This window comes from Pseudomonas sp. P1.8 (assembly GCF_001269805.1).
In the GTDB taxonomy this organism is placed as follows: Bacteria; Pseudomonadota; Gammaproteobacteria; order Pseudomonadales; family Pseudomonadaceae; genus Aquipseudomonas.
Genome location: NZ_LHVM01000013.1, coordinates 449174 through 471455, shown reverse-complemented (window position 1 = coordinate 471455; position 22282 = coordinate 449174). Strand labels below are relative to the sequence as shown.

The window sequence follows — 22282 nt, the reverse complement described above, 5'->3', positions numbered from 1 at the left end:
AAGCATGAACGCGATAAGCCTGGAAAAGATCAACGTCGGCGACACCCTGCCACCGCTGGCCCTGCCACCGATCAACCGCACCACCCTGGCGTTGTTTGCCGGTGCGTCGGGTGATTACAACGCCATTCACATCGACACCGATTACGCGCGCAAGGCCGGGATGCCCGACGTGTTCGCCCACGGCATGTTGTCGATGGCCTACCTCGGTCGACTGCTGACCCAGTGGGTCGATCAGCGCCAGTTGCGCGAGTTCGGCGTGCGCTTTCTCGGCATCACCCACCTGGGCCACCAGATCACTTGCACCGGCACCGTGGTCGAGTGCTTTGAAGTCGACGGCGAGCCACGCATCAAGGTTGAAGTGCGCACCACCAATCAATACGGCGACACCAAAATTGTTGGTGACGCTGAGATCGCTCTGTAAACAATCCCAATAATCGAGGAGCAACACCCATGGCAAAACTTGACGGCAAAATCGCACTGGTCACCGGATCCGGTCGTGGCATCGGCCAGCAGATCGCTTTGAAACTGGCGAGCGAAGGCGCGCGCATCGTGATCAACGACCTCGACGCCGACCCGGCCCACGAAACCGCTGAAATGATCCGCAAGATGGGCGGCGAAGCCGCTGTCTGCCACGGTAACGTCAGCGCCCCGGACTTCGCCGAGCGCTACATCAAGACTGCGATGGACCACTTCAACGGCATCGACATCATCGTCAACAATGCCGGCTACACCTGGGACGATGTGATCCAGAAGATGAGCGACGAGCAGTGGTACGCGATTCTCGACTGCCATATGACCGCACCGTTCCGCATCCTGCGTGCCGCCTACCCGATCATCAAGGCGCAAGCCCAGGCAGACGCCGTCGCAGAACGCGAAGTGTTCCGTAAAGTGGTGAACATCTCTTCTGTTTCAGCCCTCAACGGCAACGCCGGGCAGATGAACTACTCATCGGCCAAGGCCGGCGTGCTGGGCATGACCCGTGCCCTGGCGCGGGAATGGGGCCGCTTCAAGGTCAACGTCAACGCGGTGGCTTTCGGTTTCATCGAAACCCGCATGACCAGCGCCGACGCCCATGCCGGCGCCACGGTGAACATCGAAGGTCGTGACATTCGGGTCGGCATCAGCCCGGAAGCGGCCAAGTCGTTCGCCCAGCGCAACCCGTTGGGTCGCCCCGGCACCACCAAGGAAGCGGCCGACGCCGTGTACCTGTTCTGCTCGCCGGAATCGAACTACATCACGGCGCAGACCATCGCCGTCGCTGGCAATCTGCAATAACCCAAAACTGTAGGAGCAGCCGGCCGACGCTCGGATGCTCGCGATGGACGTCCAATCAGACAGCCAGTGTCATCGTTGACGACCATCGCGAGCAAGCACGCTTCTACAGGGATCGCAGGATCACACCATGAACATGACCGAAAGCACCATCCGCCTGGCTGCCATCAAGCTGATTTCGCGTAACGGCTACGAGTCGATGAGCCTTCGTCAACTGGCGGCCGAATCGGGAATCAACGCTTCGACGCTGTACCTCTACTACAAAGGCAAAAGCGAGTTGCTACTGGAACTGATCCTCGAATACTTCCAGGGTTTGTCCCACGAATGGCAACGCCAGCGCCCTGCCACCGCTGCCAATGCCGCGTTCAAACTGCGTGCGTTCATTGCCTGCCATGTGCGCTATCACCTGGAACATCAGGACCAGGCTGTGCTCGGCAATCTGGAATTCAGAAGCCTGGACGAACAATCCCTGACCCTGGTGCGCCAGGCTCGTCGGCTCTACCTCAAGGGAATGCAGGATCTTCTGGAACAAGGCGTTCAAGAAGGCTCGCTGAGTTGCGCAGAGCCGAAGCTGATGGCCCGCACCCTGTTCAACATGCTTACCCACGCTTGCATTTGGTATCAGGCCGATGGCCGTTGGAGCATCGACGAGGTGATCCGACATTACTCGGACCTGGTGATGAAAATGCTTGGCGCCGTCCCCGTTGCAACACCCCGCGCCCCCACCCGCCGCCCGGCGATTACTCGCCGCAGCGCACCGATGGAGGCACGGTCATGAGTGATCTCATGCAACGGTTCTCCATGGCTGGAAAAACCGTGCTGGTCGCTGACGCCAGCACCCGGCTCGGCGCGCATTTCGCCAGCCTGATCAGCCGCGCCGGAGCGCGTGTAGCCATCGGCGCACAACACCCATCTCAACTGAAACAACTGGCGGCGGACCTGCGCTGGGAAGGTGGCGAAGTCTTGATCGTCGACCTCGATAGCGCTCGACGCGCCAGCATCGAAGCGGCGCTGGTTGCCGTTGAAAAACGCTTCGGCAGTGTCGATGTATTGATCAACAACAGTGCCGAGCGAGAACACGTGGCGCTAAACAATCATCTCGTGCATTGCACCAGCCTGCACATGATCAAGGCCGAGCGTGGCGGCAGCATCGTCAACATCGACCCGCCACCGCGCCCGATCAGCTCGCCCAACCCCTGCCTGCGGCCCAACAGCAGCCTGATCCGCATGAGCCGGGCCATGGCCCAGTCGCTGACGCCGCACCGCATTCGCGTCAATGTCATCGCTGCCGGACGTGACAAGGACACCGGCCTGCAAGAACTCAACGGGCCGTTGTTGTTGCTGGCCAGCGGTGCAGGCGCCAGCGTAACCGGCGCGGTGTTGCACATCGACCACCGCAATGCCTGACGCCGCGCGGTTCAACGTAGGAGCTGCCGCAGGCTGCGATCTTTTGATCTTGAAAAAGCCAAAGTCAAAAGATCGCAGCCTGCGGCAGCTCCTACAGGTCATGGCCACCTGATGTGGGTGGCGCAAACCTTTTGATGACGCTCGAACATGGCCACTGGTCGCCCTGCGCGACGCCCGTCAACAAGGAGCCAGTCTGATGACTCGCATTAAAAAGTGGCTGCCCGGACTCGCCTTCGTAGCGACAACGGTCATGGCAATGGCGGCGAATGCCGCTGACAAACCCAACATTCTGGTGATCTTCGGCGACGATATCGGCCAGACCAACATCAGTGCCTATTCGATGGGCGTGGTCGGCTACAAGACGCCAAACATCGACCGCATCGCCCACGAAGGCATGCTGTTCACCGACTACTATGCGGAGAACAGCTGCACTGCCGGGCGCTCGTCATTCATCACCGGTCAGTCGCCGTTGCGTACCGGCCTGACCAAGGTCGGCGTACCGGGTGCGCCCATTGGCCTGCAAAAGCGTGACATCACCCTCGCCCAGGCCCTCAAGTCCCAGGGCTACGCGACCGGTCAGTTCGGCAAGAATCACCTGGGCGACAAGGACGAGTTTCTTCCCACCAACCACGGTTTCGATGAGTTCTTCGGCAACCTGTACCACCTCAATGCCGAAGAAGAACCCGAGCGTGCGTATTGGCCGAAGGATGATCCGGACTTCGTCAAATCCCGCACACCGCGAGGCGTAATCCACAGCTACGCCGACGGCAAGATCGAAGACACCGGCGCGCTGACCAGCAAGCGCATGGAAACCATCGACGACGAAACCACCGCCGCTGCGCAAGCCTTCATCGAGAAACAGGCCAAGGCGGACAAACCGTTTTTCGTCTGGATGAACACCACGCGCATGCACTTGTTCACCCATGTGCGTGAATCGATGAAGGGCCAAAGCGGCATGCCCGGCAACGATTATGCGGACGGCATGATCGAGCACGACGGGGACGTCGGCAAACTGCTGAAAACCCTCGACGACCTGAAAATCACCGACAACACCATCGTCGTCTACACCACCGACAACGGCCCGAACCAGTTCTCCTGGCCGGACGCGGCGACCACGCCGTTCCGTAACGAGAAGAACTCGAACTGGGAAGGTGCTTACCGCGTACCGGCGATTGTGCGCTGGCCAGGCAAGATCAAGGCCGGCGAAGTGTCCAACGAGATGTTCTCGGGCATGGACTGGTTCCCGACCTTGCTGGCGGCCGCTGGCGATGCCGACGTGAAGAACAAGCTGCTCAAGGGCTGGGCACCGACCTCCGGCGGGAACAACTTCAAGGTGCACCTCGATGGCTACAACCAGTTGCCGTATCTGACGGGCCAGCAGCCTAAAGGCGAGCGCAAGGAGTTCTACTACTTCAACGACGACGGCGTGCTGGTGTCGATGCGTTACGACCATTGGAAGGTGGTCTTCGCCGAACAGCGTGAGCCCGGTGGTTTTGCGGTATGGAGCAGCCCTTTTGTGCCGTTGCGCGTCCCGAAACTGTTTAACCTGCGGATGGACCCGTATGAAAGGGCCGACACGGTGTCTGACCAGTATTACGACTGGACGGTAAAGAACTCTTACTTGCTGGCGGCCGGGGTGGCCAAGGCAGCGAGGTTCCTGCAAACCTTCGTCGAGTATCCACCTAGCCAGAAACCGGCCAGCTTCAGCATCGATCAGATCCGCGCTGCGGTAGACGCGAAAATCGAACAGAACAATAAAGCCCAGGCCAGGCAGTGACAGGTGTCGTCCACTGCCGCGTGGACGCCCTGATTTCTTGTACCGCGTTGCCCCCTGCGCCGCTACGGGGGCAATTGCTTTCTGACTGGCGGCCTTCGGCTGTGCGGACGCTTACCCGCGCTCATGCGCATGAGCCATGCCTATCCACCGGATTACCGAGGGCCGGGACAGCACGTTTAACGGCCCTGATTGCCTGACCATAGCGTCTGCGCAATACATACAACCCCATCTGATAACAACCGGGCAGTTCTCATCAGCCCGCAACTGATCAAACGATCATTGCGCAGACGCAATTCTACGGTGAACTCGCCCGTGGGGTGTTCAACCGAGAGTTGCCTGACTTCGCCATCAACGGCACACGCCACACTCGCCGCCACACTGCCCTCGATCAGGCAGGCAACCGCCACACTGACCGCACCGAACACGCCAATGCTGGTGTGGCATCGGTGCGGAATAAAGGTGCGGGTGCTGAGTGAACCACCCGCTTGTGCCCGCGCAATCAGGCACATTTTGGGCACGTTGCGCTGAGTGACGTCGCCCAGGTTCATGCTCGGCCCCGCTTGCAGGCGGATCGATTCGAGGCGGGCCTTCAATTCAGAATTGGCATCCAGTTGAGTCGGACTCTCATAGCCGCTCAACCCGAGGTCTTCGGCTCGGATCAGCACCACTGGCATGCCGTTGTCGACGCAGGTGACTTCAACGCCATCGAACAGATCCACAACGTTGCCAGTGGGCAACAAAGCACCGCAACTGGAGCCGGCGACATCCTCGAACTCCACGATCAATGGCGCTGCATAGCCTGGCACACCATCTATCCGCGCGGCGCCCGAATAGCTGACAGCGCCTTCCGGTGTCGGTACATGAGCAATCGCGATCTGCCCGGTGTTTTCCATGAAAATGCGCACCGGGGTTATATCACCCGTAACGGCCACCAGGGCGCGCTCAATCGCGAACGGCCCGACACCGGCGAGAATGTTGCCGCAGTTCTGGCCGTAGTCGACCCGCGGTTCATCGACCAGCACTTGGGCGAACAGGTAGTCGACATCGGCGTCGGCGCGTGCGGAGGGTTTGATGATCGCCACCTTGCTGGTCAGCGAGTCGCCGCCACCGATGCCATCGATCTGTCGCGCATCCGGCGAGCCCATGACCGCCAGCAGCACGCGGTCGCGAAGTACGTGCTGTTCAGGCAAGTCGCGGGCCAGGAAGTACGCGCCCTTCGAGGTCCCGCCGCGCATCAACAGGCAAGGAATGCGTGTCTGGCCCATGTTCAATCTCCGAGCTCATCGAGGCTGTCGACGTAGCGCAGGCCCTTCTCCGCGAGCCGCTGGCGCATGTTGTAGATGTCCAGCCCCAGTTCGCCCTTGGCCAGGCGCAAGGCTTTGTGCTCCTCAAGGTCAGCACGTGCGCGACTGGCTTCGACAACCTGCGCCACTTCGTCGCGACGCACGATGACCACGCCATCGTCATCGGCCACCACCACGTCGCCCGGGTTGACCAATTGACCGCCGCACACCAGCGGCAGGTTGACCGAACCGAGGGTCTCCTTGATGGTGCCCTGGGCACTGATGGCGCGGGACCAGACCGGGAAGCCCATCTCGCGCAGGGTGTGGGTATCGCGCACGCCGGCATCGATTACCAGTGCTCGTACACCATGGGCCTTGAGCGAAGTGGCAAGCAGGTCGCCGAAGTAACCGTCGGTGCACGGTGAGCTGGGGGCAACCACCAGGATATCGCCGGGGCGGCACTGCTCCACCGCCACATGGAACATCCAGTTATCGCCCGGCGCAACCAGCACCGTGACCACCGAACCGCTGACGACCGACCCTCGTTGAATCGGCGTGATCGCAGACGTCAACAGGCCTTTTCGCCCTTGAGACTCGTGAATGGTCGCGACACCGAAGCGCCCCAGTTCATCGACCAGGGCCTGCTCGGCCCTGGCGATGTGGCGTACGACAACGCCGGTCTTTCCGATCAGCTCGCTCATGCCAGGTTCTCCGTGACACGGGGGAAGATGCTCTGGTAGCCCTCGCCATAAACGATGTCACGACTGGAGGTGATGCCAACGTTGCGCTTGGCCTGCACACCGCGCTGCAGCGCGACGCGTGTGTAGTACTCCCAGAGGTGTTCCTGACCGGCCATGCACTGGATGGCCGCGTACTTCTTGTCCCAGACCGAGGTGATGTCCAGCAACACATCGGGGCGCCATTCGCATTGCTCGGGCTGATGCGGCTCGAAGCTGTAGACCGGCGGCGCACCGACAATTTTCTCCCCCGGCTTGTAGCCTTCGGCCTGGGCGATGATGCGCGCCTCCTGCGTGAGGTTCATGACCAATGGGTGATCGTAGTTGTAAGGGTCTTTCTGCGAGTGGCTGAGGACAAACTCGGGCTGGACGCGACGAAACACATCCGCCAGGCGAAACAGAGTGTCCTTGTCGGCCCGCATCGGGTAGTCACCGATGTCGAAGAACTCGACGCTGGCCCCCAGGATATCGGCCGCCGCCTGGGCCTCTTCACGCCGAGCGCTTTTGACTTTTTCTTCGCTCATCTGGCCCTTGCGCCACAGCTTGGCGGACTCACCGCGCTCACCGAACGACAGGCAGACGATGTGCACGGCATAACCCTGTTGCGCATGCAGCGCGATGGCACCGCCCGCACGCCAGACGAAATCGGCAGAGTGGGCGCTGACGACCAGCGCGTTTTTCGGTGACTCGATCATTGCGAAACTCCTCATGCGTTTCGAACGAGCATCGCACTGCGACTCGCCCCAGGAGTAATGCATTGAAGTGTTTTAGGTATGCGTTTTTTTTATTGCCATCCGAAAATGGCAGCGGCATAGTTGCGCTCCAAAGCCCCTTCGCAGAGCCCGAGCCCCATGGAATCCACCGAACTGCCCAGCCTGATGCACGTACGCGCCTTTGTCCGGGTGGCCGATCACGGGAGTGTTTCCAGGGCCTCTGTTGCGTTGTTTCGCGCTCAGTCCGTGGTGACCCGGTCGATCTCCGAACTGGAGGCACGGCTCGATGTGCCCTTGTTCGAACGCCACGCCAACGGCATGCGTCTGACCGATTTCGGCGAGCGCTTGCTGCCGCGGGCACGTCGCGTGCTGGCCGAACTCGACAGTGTGCCGCGACTGCTCGATGGCGCGGATAAGCGTGCGGTCGAGCCGCTGTACCTGTTCCAGGCCCGACGCCTGCAAGTGTTCGTCAAACTCTGCGAAACCCGCCACATGCAGACCGTCGCCAGCCTGCTCGGTCTCAGTCAGCCGGCCATCAGTTCGACCATCAAGGTCATGGAAAGCGGCTGTGGCCAACCGCTGTTCGAGCGCACGCCTCGCGGATTGCAGCCCACCCGTGCCAGCCACGAAATTCTCTTTGCGATCCGCCGGGCGCTGAACGAACTGCGCCACATCGAGACCGATATCACGGCTCTGCGCGGCACCTTGCAAGGCGTGGTGCAGGTCGGCGCCCTACCCTTGGGCCGCACCCGGATATTGCCCGAAGCCATGGTGCGCATGATGGCCGAACACCCTGGAATCCAGGTGATTACCAACGAAAGTCCGTTTGATCTACTGGCGACAGAGCTGCGTGCAGGTGATGTCGATTTCGTCTTTGGTGCCTTGCGCCCGGAGGCCTACGCCAGCGACCTGGTCGGCGAAGCGCTGCTCACGGAAGACATGGTGGTGTTGGCGCGACGCGATCACCCGCTCTGTTCAAAAGCAGTGCGGCACGATGAATTGGTCGCTGCCCGGTGGGTGCTGCCTCGCGCCGGCTCGCCAGCCCGGCAGATGCTTGATGAATGTTTCACCCGGTTCGGCATTGCCCCGCCCCGGCCTGTCGTGGAAAGCGGCGACATGGCAATCATCCGCGGCCTGTTGTTGCGCTCGGACATGCTTGCCGCCGTGTCCGCCCATCAACTGGAACAGGAGATCGCTTCGGGCGAACTGTGCATTCTGCCCCTGGAGCTTAACCAGACCACCCGGGCTATCGGTCTGACTTATCGCAATGGCTGCCTGCACTCCCCTGTCGCCCAGGCGCTGATGGACATGATTCGTCGGGTGATCCGCGAGCAAGCGACGAACGCGACGCTCCACCCCGACGCGGGAACAAGGTAGCGGCTGCGATCTTTTGATTTTACAGCAGGCTGATCGGGTAGCTGATAAACACCCGGTTTTCATCGAACTCGTTCGTGCTGAAGCTCTTGCGGATGCTCGCGTTGCGCCATTTGACGTTGAGGCTTTTGAGCGGACCGCTCTGCACCGTGTAGGCCAGTTCCGATTCACGGCCCCATTCCGTGCCGTCGGTGATGGTCCCGGTGTGCACGTTGTCGCCGCTGATATAGCGGTTCATCAGGGTCAGTCCAGGCACACCGAGGGCGGCGAAGTTGTAGTCGTGGCGCACTTGCCAGGATTTTTCCCGGGCGTTGTCGTAGCTGGAGTTGTAGCTGTCGTTGGCCAGAGTGCCGCCGCTGCTGCCATTGACGCGCATCCACACATCGTCGCCGCTGAGTTTCTGCAGGCCGACATAGAAAGTGTTGCCGCCGTACTTGGCCGAGAGCAGCGCGAACGCGGTCTTGTTGTCGAGGTCGCCGGCCAGGGCACTGCCGTCTTCCTTGCCGATGAAGTAACCGAGGTTGGCGCCCAGGGTCCAGTCGCCGATGGGCTGGCTGTGGCTCAGGTTGAAATACTGCTGCTGGTAGATGTCGCTGAGTTCCGCGTACCAGACGCCAACCTGAGTGCGCTTTTCGTTGAAGGCATATTCACCGCCACCGAAGTTGAAACGGTCCGAGCTGAAGGCCGCCGATTTGCCGTTCATGAACATGTCTTCCATGCTCGCATCGTTGCGCGGGCTGTTCTGGCGGAACTGGCCGCCGTAGAGGGTCAGGCCGCTGATCTCGGTGGAGGTCAACTGGCCGCCCTGGAAGGTTTGCGGCAGCGAACGGCCGTCGTCGGAACGCAGGATCGGCAGCACCGGCATCCACTCGCCGACCTTCAATTCGGTCTTGGAGATTTTTCCTTTCAGCGCCACACCGAGGCGGCCGAAGCTGTCGGCAGGGCGGCCATCATCATGGATCGGCAACAGCTGCGTGCCGCCGGTGCCTTTGCCGCCATCGAGCTTGACCGAGACCAGCCCCAGCACATCGGCACCAAAGCCGACTGGGCCTTGGGTGAAACCGGACTTGGCGTCGAGGATGAAGCTCTGGGTCCACTCTTCGGCTTTGCCCTGGGGGTAGGCCGGGTTGGTGTAGTTGCGGTTGAAGTAGGCGTTGCGCAGGTTCAGGTTGGCGCTGGCATCGTCAATAAAGCCAGCGGCGGATGCTGGCAGCGGTAATGCGCAGATAGTTGCCAGCGAACAGACAATTCGATGATTAACGACGGTTTTCATTGTTATTGTTTTCCGGTTTTTTGAGTAAAGGAAATGCCCTGCGCCCGCAATCACCAGGCACAGCAAGTTCAAGAAGAAAAAAATCGAAAGCGGCCCGGGACGAGCCGCGCTCACTGCTGAAGTTCAGCGCGGGCCTTTGCCCGCCACCGAGTAGAGCACCTGCTGATTTCGGGTTTTCATGAACGCCTCCAGGCTCTGTCCACGCATGGCGGCGTAGACCTGCAGGTTGGGAATCCCGAGGACCGCCGCGAGTTTCTCCAGCACGAAGAAGATCGCCCCGTACTGAATCAGCCCGCGCCAGTCACGGCGGCGCAACAGATCCCGTTCCTCGTCGCTCAGGCCGCCTTCATCGAACAACGCTTCCGGCGTTTCGAGAAAGCGCTGGCGCCATTGCGGCTCGATCATGCGGTGCAGGAACTTGTTGAGGCGATAGCCCTTGGCGCTGCGCTCCAGAGTGAATGGATAGGTGCCCTCGAGTTTTTCGATGCCGGCCAACTGGTGCTGCATGTGCTGCAAGTGGCGTGCGTTGACGTCGGCAGGCAGCGCACGGTCCTGGTTTTCCAGCAACAGGGTCGCGATACCGGTCATGGATGGCAGGTAATAGTCCTGATGCAGATTTTTCACCGTGGCCGACAACGCGCCGCGCATGATCAGCCAGGTGATGACCTCCGAGCCTTCCATCCCGCCCAGGGTGGCGTACTCGGCGTGGGTCAGTTCGGTCAGGCGCTGCGGGTCGTTGACCAGCAGATCGATGAACTGCTCATCCCACTGCGGGTTGTTGAATCCGCAGCGTTCGCCATGCACCTGATGGGACACACCGCCAGTGGCGACAATGGCCACCTTCAAGTCTTCGGGATAGCTTTCAATCGCGCGACGCAGGGCCTGACCCAACTTATAGCAGCGCAACGCACTGGGGATCGGGAACTGCAACACCCCCACTTGCAGCGGTACGATCTGCACCGGCCACGCCGGATCACAGGGCAACAACGCCGACATCGGCGAGAAAAACCCGTGGTCCAGCGGCTTGTCGCGGAAGAAGCTCATGTCGAACTCATCGGCCATCAGGCTTTGACCAATGTGCCGCGACAACGCGGCATGCCCACCCACTGCGGGCAACGAGCGTGGATTACCGCCTTCGTCGGCGACCTCGTAACGCTCATCAACGCCGAGGGAGAACGCGCCATAGTGGTCGAAGAAGAACGACGTCACATGGTCGTTGAAGATGTAGAACAGCACATCCGGTTGTTGCTCCTTCAACCACACCTTGATCGGTTCGAAGCCTTCGAAAATCGGCGCCCACGCCGCTTCATTCTGCTTATCGTGATCGACTGCGAAGCCGATGGTAGGTGTATGGGATACAGCGAGGCCACCGATGATGCGTGCCATGACGAGTTCCTGTGTTCGAAAAAGATTATTGCGCCAGCAAGGCCCGGTTGACCCGACGCCGTGCAAGACCGTTGGCCAGGATCGCCAGTGCGGCGATGAAGGCAGGCACGCTCAACAGGGCGAACAGCAACGGCAGGCCCAACCCGAGGCTGAGCACCGCACCACCGATGAGAGAGCCAAAGATACCGCCGAAACGACCGATGCCGAGCATCCAGCTCACGCCCGTTGCACGGAAGTCCGTCGGGTAATAACCCGGGGCAAACGCGTTGAGGCCTGTCTGCGCGCCGCTCATGCAGAAACCGGCGGCGATCACGCCAAGCGCCAGCAGGCTCGACTCCAGGCTGAAAGCCCCCAGCAGCAGGATGAACACGCCACCTAACGCATAGGAGGTGGCGATCACGCCGTTCGGATTGCGTCGGTCCATGATCCAGCCCACCACGATCGCCCCGACTGTCCCGCCGATCTGGAACAGGCCGGTGATGGTGGCCGCCCGTTCGATGGACAGACCGCCTTCACGCAACAGGGTCGGCATCCAGCCCATGGTCAGGTAGATCACCAGCAGGCCCATGAAATAGGTCAGCCATAGCGCCAGTGTGCCGGCCCGATATCGTTCGGTGAACAGCATGCGCACCGGTGCCTTGTGCTGAGCCTGGGGTTCGGCGAGGGTGAAGTCAGTCGTTGCCGTGAATTTGCCCCCAAGCTTGTTCAGTACTTTGGCGATCTGGGCGGCGGGTGCATTGCGCGCTGCCAGGAAACGTGCGGACTCGGGCAGAAACAACCAGAGGAAAGGCAGCAGCACCATTGGCAGAATGCCGCCGGCCAGCAACACCGATTTCCAGCCATACAGCGGAATCAACCAGGCTGCCAACAAACCACCCAGTCCCGATCCCATGTTGAACCCGGTAAACATGATGGTGATGAACAGCGAGCGATTGCGCTCTGGCAGGTACTCGGCAAGCAGTGTGGTGGTATTGGGCATCGCGGCGCCCAGGGCCACACCGGTCAACAGGCGCAAGGCCGCCAGCTCATAGGGGTTACGCGCAAACGCACACGCCAGGCTCAACACACTGAACCCCGTCACGGCCAACAGCAGCACTTTCTTGCGCCCCACACGGTCAGCGTAAGGGCCAGCGGTCAGGGCACCGATGGCCAGCCCGACCATCCCGGCACTCATGACCGGGCCAAATGCGGCTTTGGACAACCCCCACTCCTGTATCAGCGATGGCGCGATAAAACCCATGACCGCGACATCGAGGCCATCGAAAAGCACAATGAAGAAACACAGGCTCATGATGAGCCACTGGTACCCGGCAACCGGTCGGTTGTCGATCCACGCTTTGATGTCGACCGTTTCGTGACTCATGCTTTTACCTTCTTGTTTTTGTAGAAGTACCGTACGGCCTGGAGATCGGTGCAAGCCAGAGGCCGTCCGACAGCCGAACATTGGGCATGACTTTAAAGCCGCAGTTGTCTGCGGCGCCTCTGGGAAATCCTTAAACAGGTATCTGTTTTTCTTATCGGATGACGTGCAGCGGGTCATTACGCGGCCAAACGGCGTGGCTTCAAGGCTCAGGACGGTGCCAAATGCACAAGAGCGGCTTTCTCGATTGGCAACCGCGCCTTACCCAAACCTCAGCTGGTGCGGGTCTTGCGCCCTGGTGCCCGGCCAAATGCTAATACCCATAAATAAAATCGATACCTGCTTAATGACTTCACAGAAGACGCTCGGCGAGCGCGTACCTTAAGGTCGAAGCCACTGCCTTGACGGCGGTAGTGGTAATTGACTTGTCGCTGCACATACTAATAAAAGAAGGGTTTGAACATGACTGACACTCGCTTGTCCCGTCGCTCGCTGCTCAAAACAAGCACCATTGTGCTGACAGCCGGCGCCGCGCTTGGCCTGCCGACCCTGAGCCAGGCCTCACGCAGCAGCCTGCAGAGCGCAGACAATGAAGGCACCGATCAATCGCCAGGTACGGTTATGGATTCCCAACTGCTCAGTCTGTTTTCTCAACCCAAGATCGATTGCCACCATCATGTGATCGACCCTGTGCAGTTCCCCTATCCCGCCGACTCCACCTACCAGCCGGCAGGACCCGAGATCGGTTCAGCGGCGTATTACGCACAGGTCATGCAAGCCTATGGCATTCGCCATTCCGTGGTCGTGCAGCCGACCTCGGCTTATGGCTTGGACAACAGTTGTCTGCTGGAAACGCTGGCTCGCGGCAACGGTCGCCATAAAGGTGTGATCGTGGTCCCGAACGACGTCTCCAGCGAGACCCTCGCGCAGTACAAGGCACAGGGTGTCGTCGGTGTGGCGCTCAATGCTGCGCTACTGGGTCCCGATCGCTTTGTGAAAATCGACGCGCTGATGGGGCGCTTGGCTGAGCTTGACCTGTATGCACAGATTCAGGTGAAGGACGATCAGTTGCTGGCGCTGTTGCCCTTGTTGCAGCGCACACGGCCCCGTGTGCTGATTGACCACTCCGGCCGACCCGATGCCAGTGCCGGCCTGCACCAACCGGCCTTCCAGGCATTGCTGTCGCTGGCCGGCAACGGACGTACCTTCGTCAAACTCTCGGGGCTGTCGCAATACTCCAAAGAGCGTTACCCCTATGCCGATGCCAAGCCCTATCAACTGGCACTGCTGCAGGCGTTCACAGCCGAAAACTGTATGTGGGGCACGGACTGGCCGTTCTTGCGTGCGCGTCAAAACATGGAATTGGGCACTGTTCTGACCAACTTCGGCGAAATGTTCCCCAATGCCAGTGACCGCCAGCAAATACTGTGGGAGACCCCAAGACGTCTGTTCGGCTTCACCGCCTGACTCCACCTGTCACGGGGCAATCGGCCTGCCACGGTTGGGTATCTCGCGTGCCGCCAATTCCCGCAAGCGCATTGGCCGGGGTGGCACAACAGACTCACAAGAACCAGTCAACCCAGCGATAACAAACGGCGCGCCCGACCGAGCACAGGCGCGTCGACCATTGCCCCGTCCACTTTGAACGCCGCTTCACCGGACTCGGCCGCACTGACCACGCGGCGTGCCCAGGCCATTTCTTCAGCGCTGGGCGCCAGCGCCGCGTGCACGACAGGCACTTGTCGCGGGTGAATGCACAAGGCTCCCCCCATGCCCATATCGCGGACACGCTGCATGGCGCAGGCCAGTCCCGCGTCATCTTCGAAAGCCGGATAGACACTGTCCAGCGGCGGTTCCAGAGCGTTGACCCGCGAGTGCAGCAACAGGGCATAACGGGTCTGGTCGAACACGGCTTCAGCCCCGCCACTACCCGCCTTCAACCCCAGGTCGAGGGCAAGATCCAGTGCCCCGAACGTCAGGCGCTGCACACCGCGGCACGACGCAATTGCACCGATGGCCAGCACGCCCTGCGCGCTTTCGATGATTGGCCAGACCGGTTTGCCAAGCGCCGTGACTTCGCTCACTTGAGCGGTTGATTCGGCCTTTGGCAGCAATATCCCGACCACACCAGGGTGCTGGCGACAGTGTTCAAGATCGGCCTCATGCTCCTGGGTTGCGCTGGCATTGATCCGCACCCAGACCCGCGCCTCCGGATGCGTGTTGAAATACGCGGCAAGCTGCTCACGGGTCAGCGCTTTGTCCTGCGCTGCCACGGCGTCTTCGAAATCGACGATCACGACGTCGGCACCACTGGCCAGCGCCTTGGCAAAACGCTCAGGACGATTGCCCGGCACAAACAGCGCCGAGCGAACAAACAGTCTGGACATCGACATTCCTCTTTCAGTCGTTCTGGACAACGCCGGTTTCGTTCAGGCGCTGAATATCGTCGGTGCTGTAACCCAGCTCACCCAGCAGGCTACGGCTGTGCTGACCCAGTCCGGGGACTGGCGCCATGTAAGGTGAAAACGCATTGCTGCTGGCGGGTGGCAAGAGCGTCGGCAGAATTCCCACCGGGCTCGCGACCTCGGTCCAGCGGCCCCTGGCCTTGAGCTGCGGATGCGCCCACACACCGGCCATGTCGTTGACCTGCGCATTGGCGATCTGCGCGGCATCGAGCCTTGCGATGATGGCGGCGGCGTCCAGCTGCGCGAACACCTCGATAATGATTGCGCACAAGGCCTCACGGTTGGCCGAGCGTTTGAAGTTGGCCGAAAACCGAGGGTCCTCAATCAGCTCGGGACGCTGAAGCACGGTTTGACAGAACTTCACCCATTCACGTTCGTTTTGCAGCCCGATCATCACCGTGCCGTTGTCACCGGTCGGAAACGGGCCGTAGGGGTAAATCGTCGCGTGGGATGCCCCGGTCCGTTGCGGTGGCTCGGCGTCTTCAAAGGCGTAGTACATCGGAAAGCCCATCCACTCCACCAGGCTTTCCAGCATCGACACTTCGACACGACTGCCCTGCCCGGTTTTGTCACGCAGCAACAGTGCCGACAGAATCCCGGTATAGGCGTACATGCCGGCGGAAATATCGGCAATCGAGCAACCGGCCTTGGCCATGCCCTCCTGCGTCGCATTCCCGGTCACGGACAGAAAGCCGCTTTCGCTCTGGATCAGCAGGTCGTAGGCTTTCTTGTCCTCGTACGTGCCACCTTCTCCATAACCGGAAATGTCGCAGACAATCAGTTGTGGATGGCGCTCATGCAACGCCTCGAACGACAGGCCCATTCTTGCAGCGGCGCCCGGCGCAAGGTTTTGCACCAGGACATCGGCTTGCTGCAACAGTTGTTCGAGAATGACCTGGCCTTGCGGCAGCTTGAGATCCAGCGCGATGCTTTCCTTGGAGCGATTGGTCCAGACAAAATGCGAGGCCATGCCCCGCACACGCTCGTCGTATCCACGGGCGAAGTCGCCGCTGCCGGGTCGCTCGACCTTGATTACCCGTGCCCCCAGATCAGCCAATTGACGCGTGCAGAACGGCGCCGCGATGGCGTGTTCGAGGCTGACTACGGTGATGCCGTCGAGGGGGCGTTGTTTCAGGTTTACACTGTTCATTGGGAAAGCGGCCGGTGTACGGGTATGGCTCATCGATTTCCCCCCTTAAAAACTGCGTGGCAGGTCGAGTAAATGCTCGGCCACATAAGACAGAATCAGGTTGGTGGAGATGGGCGCAACCTGGTACAGCCGCGTCTCGCGGAACTTGCGTTCCACGTCGTATTCGCAGGCAAAGCCAAAACCGCCGTGGGTTTGCAGGCAGGCATTGGCCGCTTCCCAGGAGGCCTTCGCCGCCAGGTACTTGGCCATGTTGGCGCTGGCCCCGGCGTTGATGCCGCTGTCGTATTCCTCGCAAGCGCGCCAGCGCATCAGGTCCGCCGCTTCGATTTCGATATGCGCCTCGGCAATCGGGAACTGCACGCCCTGGTTCTGCCCGATCGGGCGGCCGAATACCACCCGGTCACGGGCATAGGCGCTAGCCTTTTCAATGAACCAGCGACCATCGCCAATGCACTCGGCGGCAATCAGGGTGCGTTCGGCATTCAGGCCATCGAGGATGTACTTGAAGCCTTTGCCTTCTTCGCCGATCAAACTGTCGGCGGGGATCTGCAGGTTGTCGAAGAACAGCTCGTTGGTCTCGTGATTGACCATGTTGGCAATGGGTTGCACGGTCAGGCCGTTACCGATGGCCTCGCGCAGATCAACGAGGAAGATCGACATGCCTTCGGATTTTTTCTTCACCTCGGCCAGGGGTGTGGTGCGGGCCAGAAGGATCATCAGGTCCGAGTGCTGGATGCGCGAGATCCAGACCTTCTGCCCATTGATCACATACTTGTCGCCCTTGCGCACGGCCGTGGTCTTGATCTTGGTGGTATCGGTGCCGGTGGTCGGCTCGGTGACGCCCATCGATTGCAGGCGCAGTTCACCGCTGGCCAGCTTCGGCAGGTAATAACTTTTCTGCGCCTCACTGCCGTTTCGCAGCAAGGTGAACATGTTGTACATCTGGCCGTGCACGGTGCCGGAATTGCCGCCGCAACGGTTCACTTCTTCCAGGATCACCGACGCTTCGGCCAGGCCCAGGCCCGAGCCGCCATATTCGGTCGGGATCATCGCCGCCAGCCACCCGGCCCGGGTCAAGGCGTCGACAAAGGCCTGCGGAAAGCCTTTTTGCTCATCGATCCCGCGCCAGTAAGCGGCATCGAATTCAGCGCACAACGCCCGTACACCTTCGCGGATGGCATTGAGTTCGTCACTGTTGGGATTCATCGGTAGTCCTCGGTTCTTGTTATGGAATTGCCAGGGGTTGGCAAAAAATCATTCGAAAGTCAGTTCGGCGCGCTGGGCGATTCCGCCGGCGTCACCCGCCCAGAGTTCAGCTCTGCCGGGGGCGGAGAGGCGCCCGCCGACGATAAAGGGGTGTGGCGAAATGAGCGGTCGGATGCCGCGATATTCAAAGCGCCGGATCCACGCCTGCGGGTTGGCGCGGCAGAAGGCGTGCAGGTTCAGGGTGGCAATCAAAGGCCCCTGCACCACCAGACCGGGGTAACCCTCGGCTTCGGTGACATACGGCCAGTCGTAATGGATGCGATGGCCGTTGAACGTCACGGCGCTGTAGCGAAACAACAACGTCGCGGTGGGTGTAATCGACTCTTGCCAGCCTGCCAGGGGCAACGCTTCGCCACTGGCGGGTTTGGGCGGAGTCGGATCGCGGTAGACAATGTCCTGCTCCTCGCGAATCGCCAGGCGCCCGTCCTGCACATATTCGTGACGCAAGGTCGCAAACAGCAGCGAACCGCTGCGCCCGGATTTTTCCTCGATGTTCAGCACGGTTGTGGTGCGTGTCGCTTCGGCGTCGACGCGCAGCGCCTCAAGGAACTCGACCCGTCCACCCGCCCACATCCGATTGCGAGGGTGTGTGGGCGGCAGAAGGACGCTGCCGGCCGGGTGGCCATCCTTTCCAAGCGCCGGTTCTTCCACGGCGGGCTGAAAGAATGCCCAGTGCCACAATGCAGGCAACGGCTGGCCCGAATGGGGTGCCGATTCGCCCAGGGTAGCTGCGATCCGTTTGACCAGGCTTGCACTCAAGCGCTCTGTGGTGTGTTCGGTGCGCCCGATCCAGGCGGCGTAGGGGGAATCACTCATGGACGTCATGCACAAAAATCCTGTCAGGGTGCGTATGTCCCATGCTCGGAGTTTCGCGCTCTGCGCAAAACTCCCCGGTTCGGGGGGGCGTCAGCAAGCAGGTAAAATTGGGCGCCCCCCTGGTGAGGGCGGTGCGCCTCGGATCTTCGCGAGCAAGCTCGCTCCTGCAGGAGCAGGCCTGCTCGCGATGGACGTGAACGAAGACGCGAGAATCCGATTTGCGCTTCAACCTTCGAACTGATTGAGTGCGCGGTACAAATCGTACGCCAGGTACCGCGACTGCCTGTCGCGCATGACCTTGACCATCGCCACCTCCGGGTCGCGGCTGAAAAAGACCCGGCCACGTTGGCTGACCAGGTGATCGAGCAAACGCTCTTTCTCGCCGATCAGGCATTCGGGATTGCGGTCATACCCGCTGGTGACCGCCAGCTCCAGCCAATGGCTGCCCGGAATCAGGTCGCCGGCGAACAGCACCGGTCCGCCGGGCATGGCGACTTCCGGAAGCAACTGCCCCGGTGTGTAGCCATCGCTGAGATGAAACTGCCAACCGCTGCCGAGCAGCTCGCTATCCGTCCCCTTGAGCAACGTCAGGCGACCGCTGCTTTCAAGTCGGTGGAGCACGGGCGAAATAAACAGTGCCCGATCACGCGGGTGCGGACGGCGGGCGCGCTCCCAGTGACGCTCGCCAACCAGGTAACGGGCATTGGGGAACAGCAGACGAGGCATTTCTCCGTCTTCGATGGCGCCCAGCAGTTGCGCCGATAGCCGGGCATGCAGGTGAACCAGCACCACCACATGAATATCGTCTTCGCCCAGGCCCTGCTCGGCCAGCGAATCGAGCAAGCCCTCGGGGGGCTTTTGACAGCGGCACGTCCGGGGCATCGGGGCCAGCAATGCTTCACTGCCCGCCAGCACCAGTATGTTCTTTCCGTCCTGTTCTACGAGCAAGGCGCGCGAAGCGAGTTTGATCTGGTTGTCGAGATCGGGGTTGACCCAGTCAGACCAGCTCGAGCGCGGTGTGTTGCCGAACATGACTCCGCCATCGAGCCTGCGACCCGTACCGACCAATGCAGAAATACGACGGTTCATTGCGCGTTTTACCTTGAATGAAGATGACGTTCGAAACTCCTTTTCCATGCTATGGACATCCCGCGTCTGTCGCGACGGCCGAAGGAACGAAGTGACCGATGAAGCGAACATCGTCCGAAGGAACGTACGGTAGAGGGAGGTTGAACCGCTTGATTTTGCTACTCGCCGATCACCGGCAATCGGAGGATTGTGGCTGAATTTACCGGGATCACCGACATGCCTGGCCTCCTCGCCACCCGCTGCCAGGCGTCTGCCACAGACCGCCACCACCTGCTGCGCGACACCCTGACCGCCCTTGCGGCCTATGAGCGCGGCGACCTGCAACAGGTGGCGCAATGGTTGGCTGACATCCTGCCCAAAGCCCGGCAGATTGGCGCAGATGACGCCCTGATCATCAGTCATGTGCTGATGGCGCGCCTGGCGCTGCTTGGCGGTGAAAGAGACACCTGGCTACGCTATCTGCTGGAACTTGAACGGTTCGGTCAACAGTCCGGTTCCCTGCGTGTCCAGTGCTCGGCCTGGCTGGAGCGCACCCGAGTGGCGACGCTGAACAACCATCTGGATGTGGCGCAACAAGCCTTGCAAACGGCAGAAAACATCAGCCACCAGGAGCCCTCCAACCCCTTGCAGCCTGCCAACGAAATCGACAATCCACTGATCGCCCGCCAACGCCTGCGCATTGCCCAAGGCAATCACGGCGTTGCAGTCGACGAGCTGCTCGTAGCGATCCAGAGTGCGCGCCTGAATCAGCATCGACACTTCGAAATCAAACTGCATCTGCTGTTGGCCATGGCCCAGGACGGACTCAACCACACCCGCCTGGCGATACAGGCACTCGACCACGCTCTGTACCTGGCGGGCGATGAAGGTGGCATGCAGGGTTTTATCGACGAAGGTGAGCCCTTGGCGGCGTTGTTGCGACGTTGGGTGGGCTATCAATGCAAACACCCTGATCAGGCCATCAATCGGAATTTCATCACGCGCTTGCTTTTGCGCTTCGGTATCGATTTGGTGCCCGGAGACACTCAATCGAACGAAAACGACCTCTCTACGACGCTGACCGAAAGGGAACTACAGGTGTTGCACTTGTTGGCCGTCGGCCATCGCAATCGCGCGATCGCCCAGAAATTGTTCCTCAGCGAATGCACGGTGAAAACCCACTTGCACAGGATCAACGTGAAACTGGGGGCTCGCAGCCGTACCCAGGCAGTCGCTATTGCTCGCACCCGGGGTTGGCTGAGCTGACGCTCAAGACATTGGTTACGCGTGCTGTGCAGGAGCGGCCCACCTTGCGTCGGAAGATCAAAAAATCGCAGCCTCCGGCAGTTACGAAGAGCCCGAAAGGCATGATCCCCTGTAGGAGCCGGCTTGCCGGCGAAGGCGTCCTCGAACATTGCGCCAATCTCAAGGCCCTCTTCGCTGGCAAGCCAGCTCCTACGAAGAGCCTGAGCGGCATGATCCCCTGTAGGAGCCGGCTTGCCGGCGAAGGCGTCCTCGAACAGCGGTGATGTGCAGAACCGTCGGCCCGGCTGTTTAGCGGATACCCGCGTTGCGCAGCGCAGCCGGGGTGAAGTCCGCCATTGTCGGCTGGTAGCTGTAGTCGGTGCCGCGCTTGTTCTCGTTGCCCAGGTTCGACACCAGATAACGCCCGGCAATCAGGTCATAGATACCGATCCCGGCATAGACCGCAACGCCCTGCTGGTAATCGTTGACCAGATGCCCCTCGCTGACCCGCCACAATTGACCGCGACCGTCGTATTGATCGATTTCCACGGCCGCCCAAGTGTCTTCATCGAAGTACATGTGACGTTTGGCATAGATATGCCGCTCACCAGGCTTGAGCGTACCTTCCACTTCCCACACCCGATGCAGTTCGTAGCGAGTCAGGTCCTGATTGATATGCCCGGGCTTGATGATGTCGGCGTATTTGAGCTTCGGCGATTGCAGCAAGTAGTTGTTGTACGGAATGTACATCTCTTTCTTGCCGATCAATTTCCAGTCGTAACGGTCCGGCGCGCCGTTGTACATGTCGGCGTTATCGGCCACGCGCATGCCGTCGGCCGCCGTGCCCGGACCGTCATAGGCGACTTGCGGTGCACGTCGTACCCGACGCTGACCGGCGTTGTAGGCCCAGGCCATACGCGGTTCCTTGACTTGATCGAGGGTCTCGTGGATCAGCAGCACACTGCCCGCCATCCGTGCCGGTGCCGTCACGGTCTGCTTGGCATAAAACAGGATATTGGCGCTTTCCTCAGGCTTGGCATCGGCCATTTTCCACGGTAACCCCGCTGCGATTTCGATCTGCACAATGGTGTAGTCACCATTGGTCTGCGGGGTGGCCTGGGCCTGGCGGTTGATGAAGTTGGTGCCCCGTGAACGGGTCAGGTGGTTCCAGACCACCTCCAGGCCATTCTTCGGAATCGGGAAGGCGTAGTAGTGCGATTGTTCGAAGTTTTTCAGCGCGTAGCCATCGTTCGCGGGTTCGGTGGTCACCGCGCTTTTCTTCGCCGCATCGTAGACCTCCTGCGGCGCCGATGCCGTGCGCTGGGTCTTGTACACCGGAATCTTGTAGGTGTCGGGGTAACGCACGAACATCGCCAGTTGCCCGGCCGTCAGCTTGTCCTTGTACTGCGCGGCGTTAGCGGCGGTGATCACGAATTGCGGCTTGTCACCTTCGAACGGGTTGCCGAGAAATTCATTGGTCACCGGTGCAGCGCCAGGCTTCAGGCCACCGGTCCAGGCAGGAATAGTGCCACTGGCGTTGCCGGCCTTCTCGCCCCCCAACGGCGTCAGCGTGGTACCCAGTTGCGCGGCTTGCTGCACAGAAACAGCAGCCATGATGCTGGTCGATAACAGACTCAACGCGAGTGTGCCGCATGCAACAAGAATGATTTTTTTCATGGTCTCGATCCTT

At 60.7% G+C, this 22282-nt stretch carries 20 protein-coding genes; 8 read left to right on the top strand and 12 right to left on the bottom strand.

Annotated features, from left to right (window positions below; all coding sequences use genetic code 11):
• The first annotated feature begins 4 nt into the window (after positions 1-4).
• From AD668_RS12810 to AD668_RS12790, 5 genes are all read left to right on the top strand, one after another.
• Entirely contained in the window at positions 5-421 is a 417-nt protein-coding gene (locus AD668_RS12810; RefSeq protein WP_053159218.1) for a MaoC family dehydratase, read from the top strand.
• A gap of 29 nt (positions 422-450) precedes the next feature.
• Positions 451-1275 (top strand): SDR family NAD(P)-dependent oxidoreductase, encoded by an 825-nt coding sequence (locus tag AD668_RS12805; RefSeq protein ID WP_053159216.1) that lies wholly within the window; start codon positions 451-453, stop codon positions 1273-1275.
• A gap of 127 nt (positions 1276-1402) precedes the next feature.
• Positions 1403-2050: a TetR/AcrR family transcriptional regulator gene (locus AD668_RS12800; RefSeq protein ID WP_053159213.1), complete on the top strand. Its 648-nt coding sequence runs from the start codon at positions 1403-1405 to the stop codon at positions 2048-2050.
• Positions 2047-2679: an SDR family NAD(P)-dependent oxidoreductase gene (locus tag AD668_RS12795; RefSeq protein ID WP_053159211.1), complete on the top strand. Its 633-nt coding sequence runs from the start codon at positions 2047-2049 to the stop codon at positions 2677-2679. Before AD668_RS12800 ends, AD668_RS12795 begins: the two co-directional genes overlap by 4 nt.
• A 196-nt stretch (positions 2680-2875) precedes the next feature.
• Positions 2876-4456: an arylsulfatase gene (locus AD668_RS12790; RefSeq protein ID WP_053159209.1), complete on the top strand. Its 1581-nt coding sequence runs from the start codon at positions 2876-2878 to the stop codon at positions 4454-4456.
• 176 nt (positions 4457-4632) lie between these two features.
• Here AD668_RS12790 and AD668_RS12785 read toward each other — a convergent pair whose 3' ends face one another.
• From AD668_RS12785 to galB, 3 genes are read right to left on the bottom strand one after another with little or no spacing between them, the layout of a single operon-like run.
• Positions 4633-5721 (bottom strand): 4-oxalomesaconate tautomerase, encoded by a 1089-nt coding sequence (locus tag AD668_RS12785; protein ID WP_053159207.1) that lies wholly within the window; start codon positions 5719-5721, stop codon positions 4633-4635.
• A 2-nt stretch (positions 5722-5723) separates the two neighbouring features.
• Entirely contained in the window at positions 5724-6440 is a 717-nt protein-coding gene (locus AD668_RS12780) for a 4-carboxy-4-hydroxy-2-oxoadipate aldolase/oxaloacetate decarboxylase (protein ID WP_053159205.1), read from the bottom strand.
• A complete protein-coding gene (gene galB / locus AD668_RS12775) occupies positions 6437-7171 on the bottom strand; it encodes a 4-oxalmesaconate hydratase (RefSeq protein ID WP_053159203.1) in 735 nt (244 codons plus the stop codon). Before galB ends, AD668_RS12780 begins: the two co-directional genes overlap by 4 nt.
• Positions 7172-7327: 156 nt before the next feature.
• Between galB and AD668_RS12770 the strand changes: the two genes are divergently transcribed.
• Positions 7328-8566 carry a LysR family transcriptional regulator gene (locus AD668_RS12770; RefSeq protein ID WP_053159200.1) on the top strand — a complete coding sequence of 413 codons (1239 nt, stop codon included), beginning with the start codon at positions 7328-7330 and terminating at the stop codon, positions 8564-8566.
• Positions 8567-8585: 19 nt separating this feature from the next.
• Here AD668_RS12770 and AD668_RS12765 read toward each other — a convergent pair whose 3' ends face one another.
• The 3 genes from AD668_RS12765 to AD668_RS12755 form a co-directional block, all read right to left on the bottom strand.
• On the bottom strand, positions 8586-9836 hold the full coding sequence (locus AD668_RS12765) for an OprD family porin (protein ID WP_053159198.1): 1251 nt from the start codon (positions 9834-9836) through the stop codon (positions 8586-8588).
• 123 nt (positions 9837-9959) lie between these two features.
• Entirely contained in the window at positions 9960-11222 is a 1263-nt protein-coding gene (locus AD668_RS12760) for a gallate dioxygenase (RefSeq protein WP_053159196.1), read from the bottom strand.
• 25 nt (positions 11223-11247) lie between these two features.
• Positions 11248-12585 carry an aromatic acid/H+ symport family MFS transporter gene (locus AD668_RS12755; protein ID WP_053159193.1) on the bottom strand — a complete coding sequence of 446 codons (1338 nt, stop codon included), beginning with the start codon at positions 12583-12585 and terminating at the stop codon, positions 11248-11250.
• A 459-nt stretch (positions 12586-13044) separates the two neighbouring features.
• On the opposite strand from AD668_RS12755, the gene AD668_RS12750 reads away from it, so the two are divergent.
• Positions 13045-14049, top strand: a complete 1005-nt coding sequence (locus AD668_RS12750) for an amidohydrolase (protein WP_172681824.1) — start codon at positions 13045-13047, stop codon at positions 14047-14049.
• 107 nt (positions 14050-14156) lie between these two features.
• On the opposite strand, the gene AD668_RS12745 is transcribed toward AD668_RS12750, so the two are convergent.
• The 5 genes from AD668_RS12745 to AD668_RS12725 form a co-directional block, all read right to left on the bottom strand.
• Positions 14157-14969 carry a CoA ester lyase gene (locus tag AD668_RS12745; protein ID WP_053159191.1) on the bottom strand — a complete coding sequence of 271 codons (813 nt, stop codon included), beginning with the start codon at positions 14967-14969 and terminating at the stop codon, positions 14157-14159.
• Between the two features lie 13 nt (positions 14970-14982).
• Positions 14983-16197, bottom strand: a complete 1215-nt coding sequence (locus AD668_RS12740; protein ID WP_053159189.1) for a CaiB/BaiF CoA-transferase family protein — start codon at positions 16195-16197, stop codon at positions 14983-14985.
• Positions 16198-16242: 45 nt separating this feature from the next.
• On the bottom strand, positions 16243-17403 hold the full coding sequence (locus AD668_RS12735) for an acyl-CoA dehydrogenase family protein (protein ID WP_053159188.1): 1161 nt from the start codon (positions 17401-17403) through the stop codon (positions 16243-16245).
• A gap of 48 nt (positions 17404-17451) precedes the next feature.
• Entirely contained in the window at positions 17452-18279 is an 828-nt protein-coding gene (locus AD668_RS12730) for a transposase (RefSeq protein WP_053159855.1), read from the bottom strand.
• A 225-nt stretch (positions 18280-18504) separates the two neighbouring features.
• Positions 18505-19368, bottom strand: coding sequence for an MBL fold metallo-hydrolase (locus AD668_RS12725; protein WP_053159187.1), 864 nt, complete (start codon positions 19366-19368; stop codon positions 18505-18507).
• 216 nt (positions 19369-19584) lie between these two features.
• On the opposite strand from AD668_RS12725, the gene AD668_RS29920 reads away from it, so the two are divergent.
• A complete protein-coding gene (locus AD668_RS29920; RefSeq protein ID WP_156322334.1) occupies positions 19585-20613 on the top strand; it encodes a helix-turn-helix transcriptional regulator in 1029 nt (342 codons plus the stop codon).
• A gap of 288 nt (positions 20614-20901) precedes the next feature.
• Here AD668_RS29920 and AD668_RS12710 read toward each other — a convergent pair whose 3' ends face one another.
• Complete coding sequence (locus AD668_RS12710; protein WP_053159183.1) at positions 20902-22269, bottom strand: DUF1329 domain-containing protein; 1368 nt, start codon at positions 22267-22269, stop codon at positions 20902-20904.
• Between the last annotated feature and the right edge of the window lie 13 nt (positions 22270-22282).

Coding starts and splice junctions, on each gene's coding strand:
- AD668_RS29920 (WP_156322334.1), top strand. CDS start 19,585: ATGCCTGGCCTCCTCGCCACCCGCTGCCAGGCGTCTGCCACAGACCGC.
- AD668_RS12760 (WP_053159196.1), bottom strand. CDS start 11,222: ATGGCACGCATCATCGGTGGCCTCGCTGTATCCCATACACCTACCATC.
- AD668_RS12730 (WP_053159855.1), bottom strand. CDS start 18,279: ATGAGTGATTCCCCCTACGCCGCCTGGATCGGGCGCACCGAACACACC.
- AD668_RS12795 (WP_053159211.1), top strand. CDS start 2,047: ATGAGTGATCTCATGCAACGGTTCTCCATGGCTGGAAAAACCGTGCTG.
- AD668_RS12735 (WP_053159188.1), bottom strand. CDS start 17,403: ATGAATCCCAACAGTGACGAACTCAATGCCATCCGCGAAGGTGTACGG.
- AD668_RS12805 (WP_053159216.1), top strand. CDS start 451: ATGGCAAAACTTGACGGCAAAATCGCACTGGTCACCGGATCCGGTCGT.
- AD668_RS12750 (WP_172681824.1), top strand. CDS start 13,045: ATGACTGACACTCGCTTGTCCCGTCGCTCGCTGCTCAAAACAAGCACC.
- AD668_RS12770 (WP_053159200.1), top strand. CDS start 7,328: ATGGAATCCACCGAACTGCCCAGCCTGATGCACGTACGCGCCTTTGTC.
- AD668_RS12745 (WP_053159191.1), bottom strand. CDS start 14,969: ATGTCCAGACTGTTTGTTCGCTCGGCGCTGTTTGTGCCGGGCAATCGT.
- AD668_RS12810 (WP_053159218.1), top strand. CDS start 5: ATGAACGCGATAAGCCTGGAAAAGATCAACGTCGGCGACACCCTGCCA.
- galB (WP_053159203.1), bottom strand. CDS start 7,171: ATGATCGAGTCACCGAAAAACGCGCTGGTCGTCAGCGCCCACTCTGCC.
- AD668_RS12740 (WP_053159189.1), bottom strand. CDS start 16,197: ATGAACAGTGTAAACCTGAAACAACGCCCCCTCGACGGCATCACCGTA.
- AD668_RS12800 (WP_053159213.1), top strand. CDS start 1,403: ATGAACATGACCGAAAGCACCATCCGCCTGGCTGCCATCAAGCTGATT.
- AD668_RS12725 (WP_053159187.1), bottom strand. CDS start 19,368: ATGAACCGTCGTATTTCTGCATTGGTCGGTACGGGTCGCAGGCTCGAT.
- AD668_RS12755 (WP_053159193.1), bottom strand. CDS start 12,585: ATGAGTCACGAAACGGTCGACATCAAAGCGTGGATCGACAACCGACCG.
- AD668_RS12790 (WP_053159209.1), top strand. CDS start 2,876: ATGACTCGCATTAAAAAGTGGCTGCCCGGACTCGCCTTCGTAGCGACA.
- AD668_RS12710 (WP_053159183.1), bottom strand. CDS start 22,269: ATGAAAAAAATCATTCTTGTTGCATGCGGCACACTCGCGTTGAGTCTG.
- AD668_RS12765 (WP_053159198.1), bottom strand. CDS start 9,836: ATGAAAACCGTCGTTAATCATCGAATTGTCTGTTCGCTGGCAACTATC.
- AD668_RS12780 (WP_053159205.1), bottom strand. CDS start 6,440: ATGAGCGAGCTGATCGGAAAGACCGGCGTTGTCGTACGCCACATCGCC.
- AD668_RS12785 (WP_053159207.1), bottom strand. CDS start 5,721: ATGGGCCAGACACGCATTCCTTGCCTGTTGATGCGCGGCGGGACCTCG.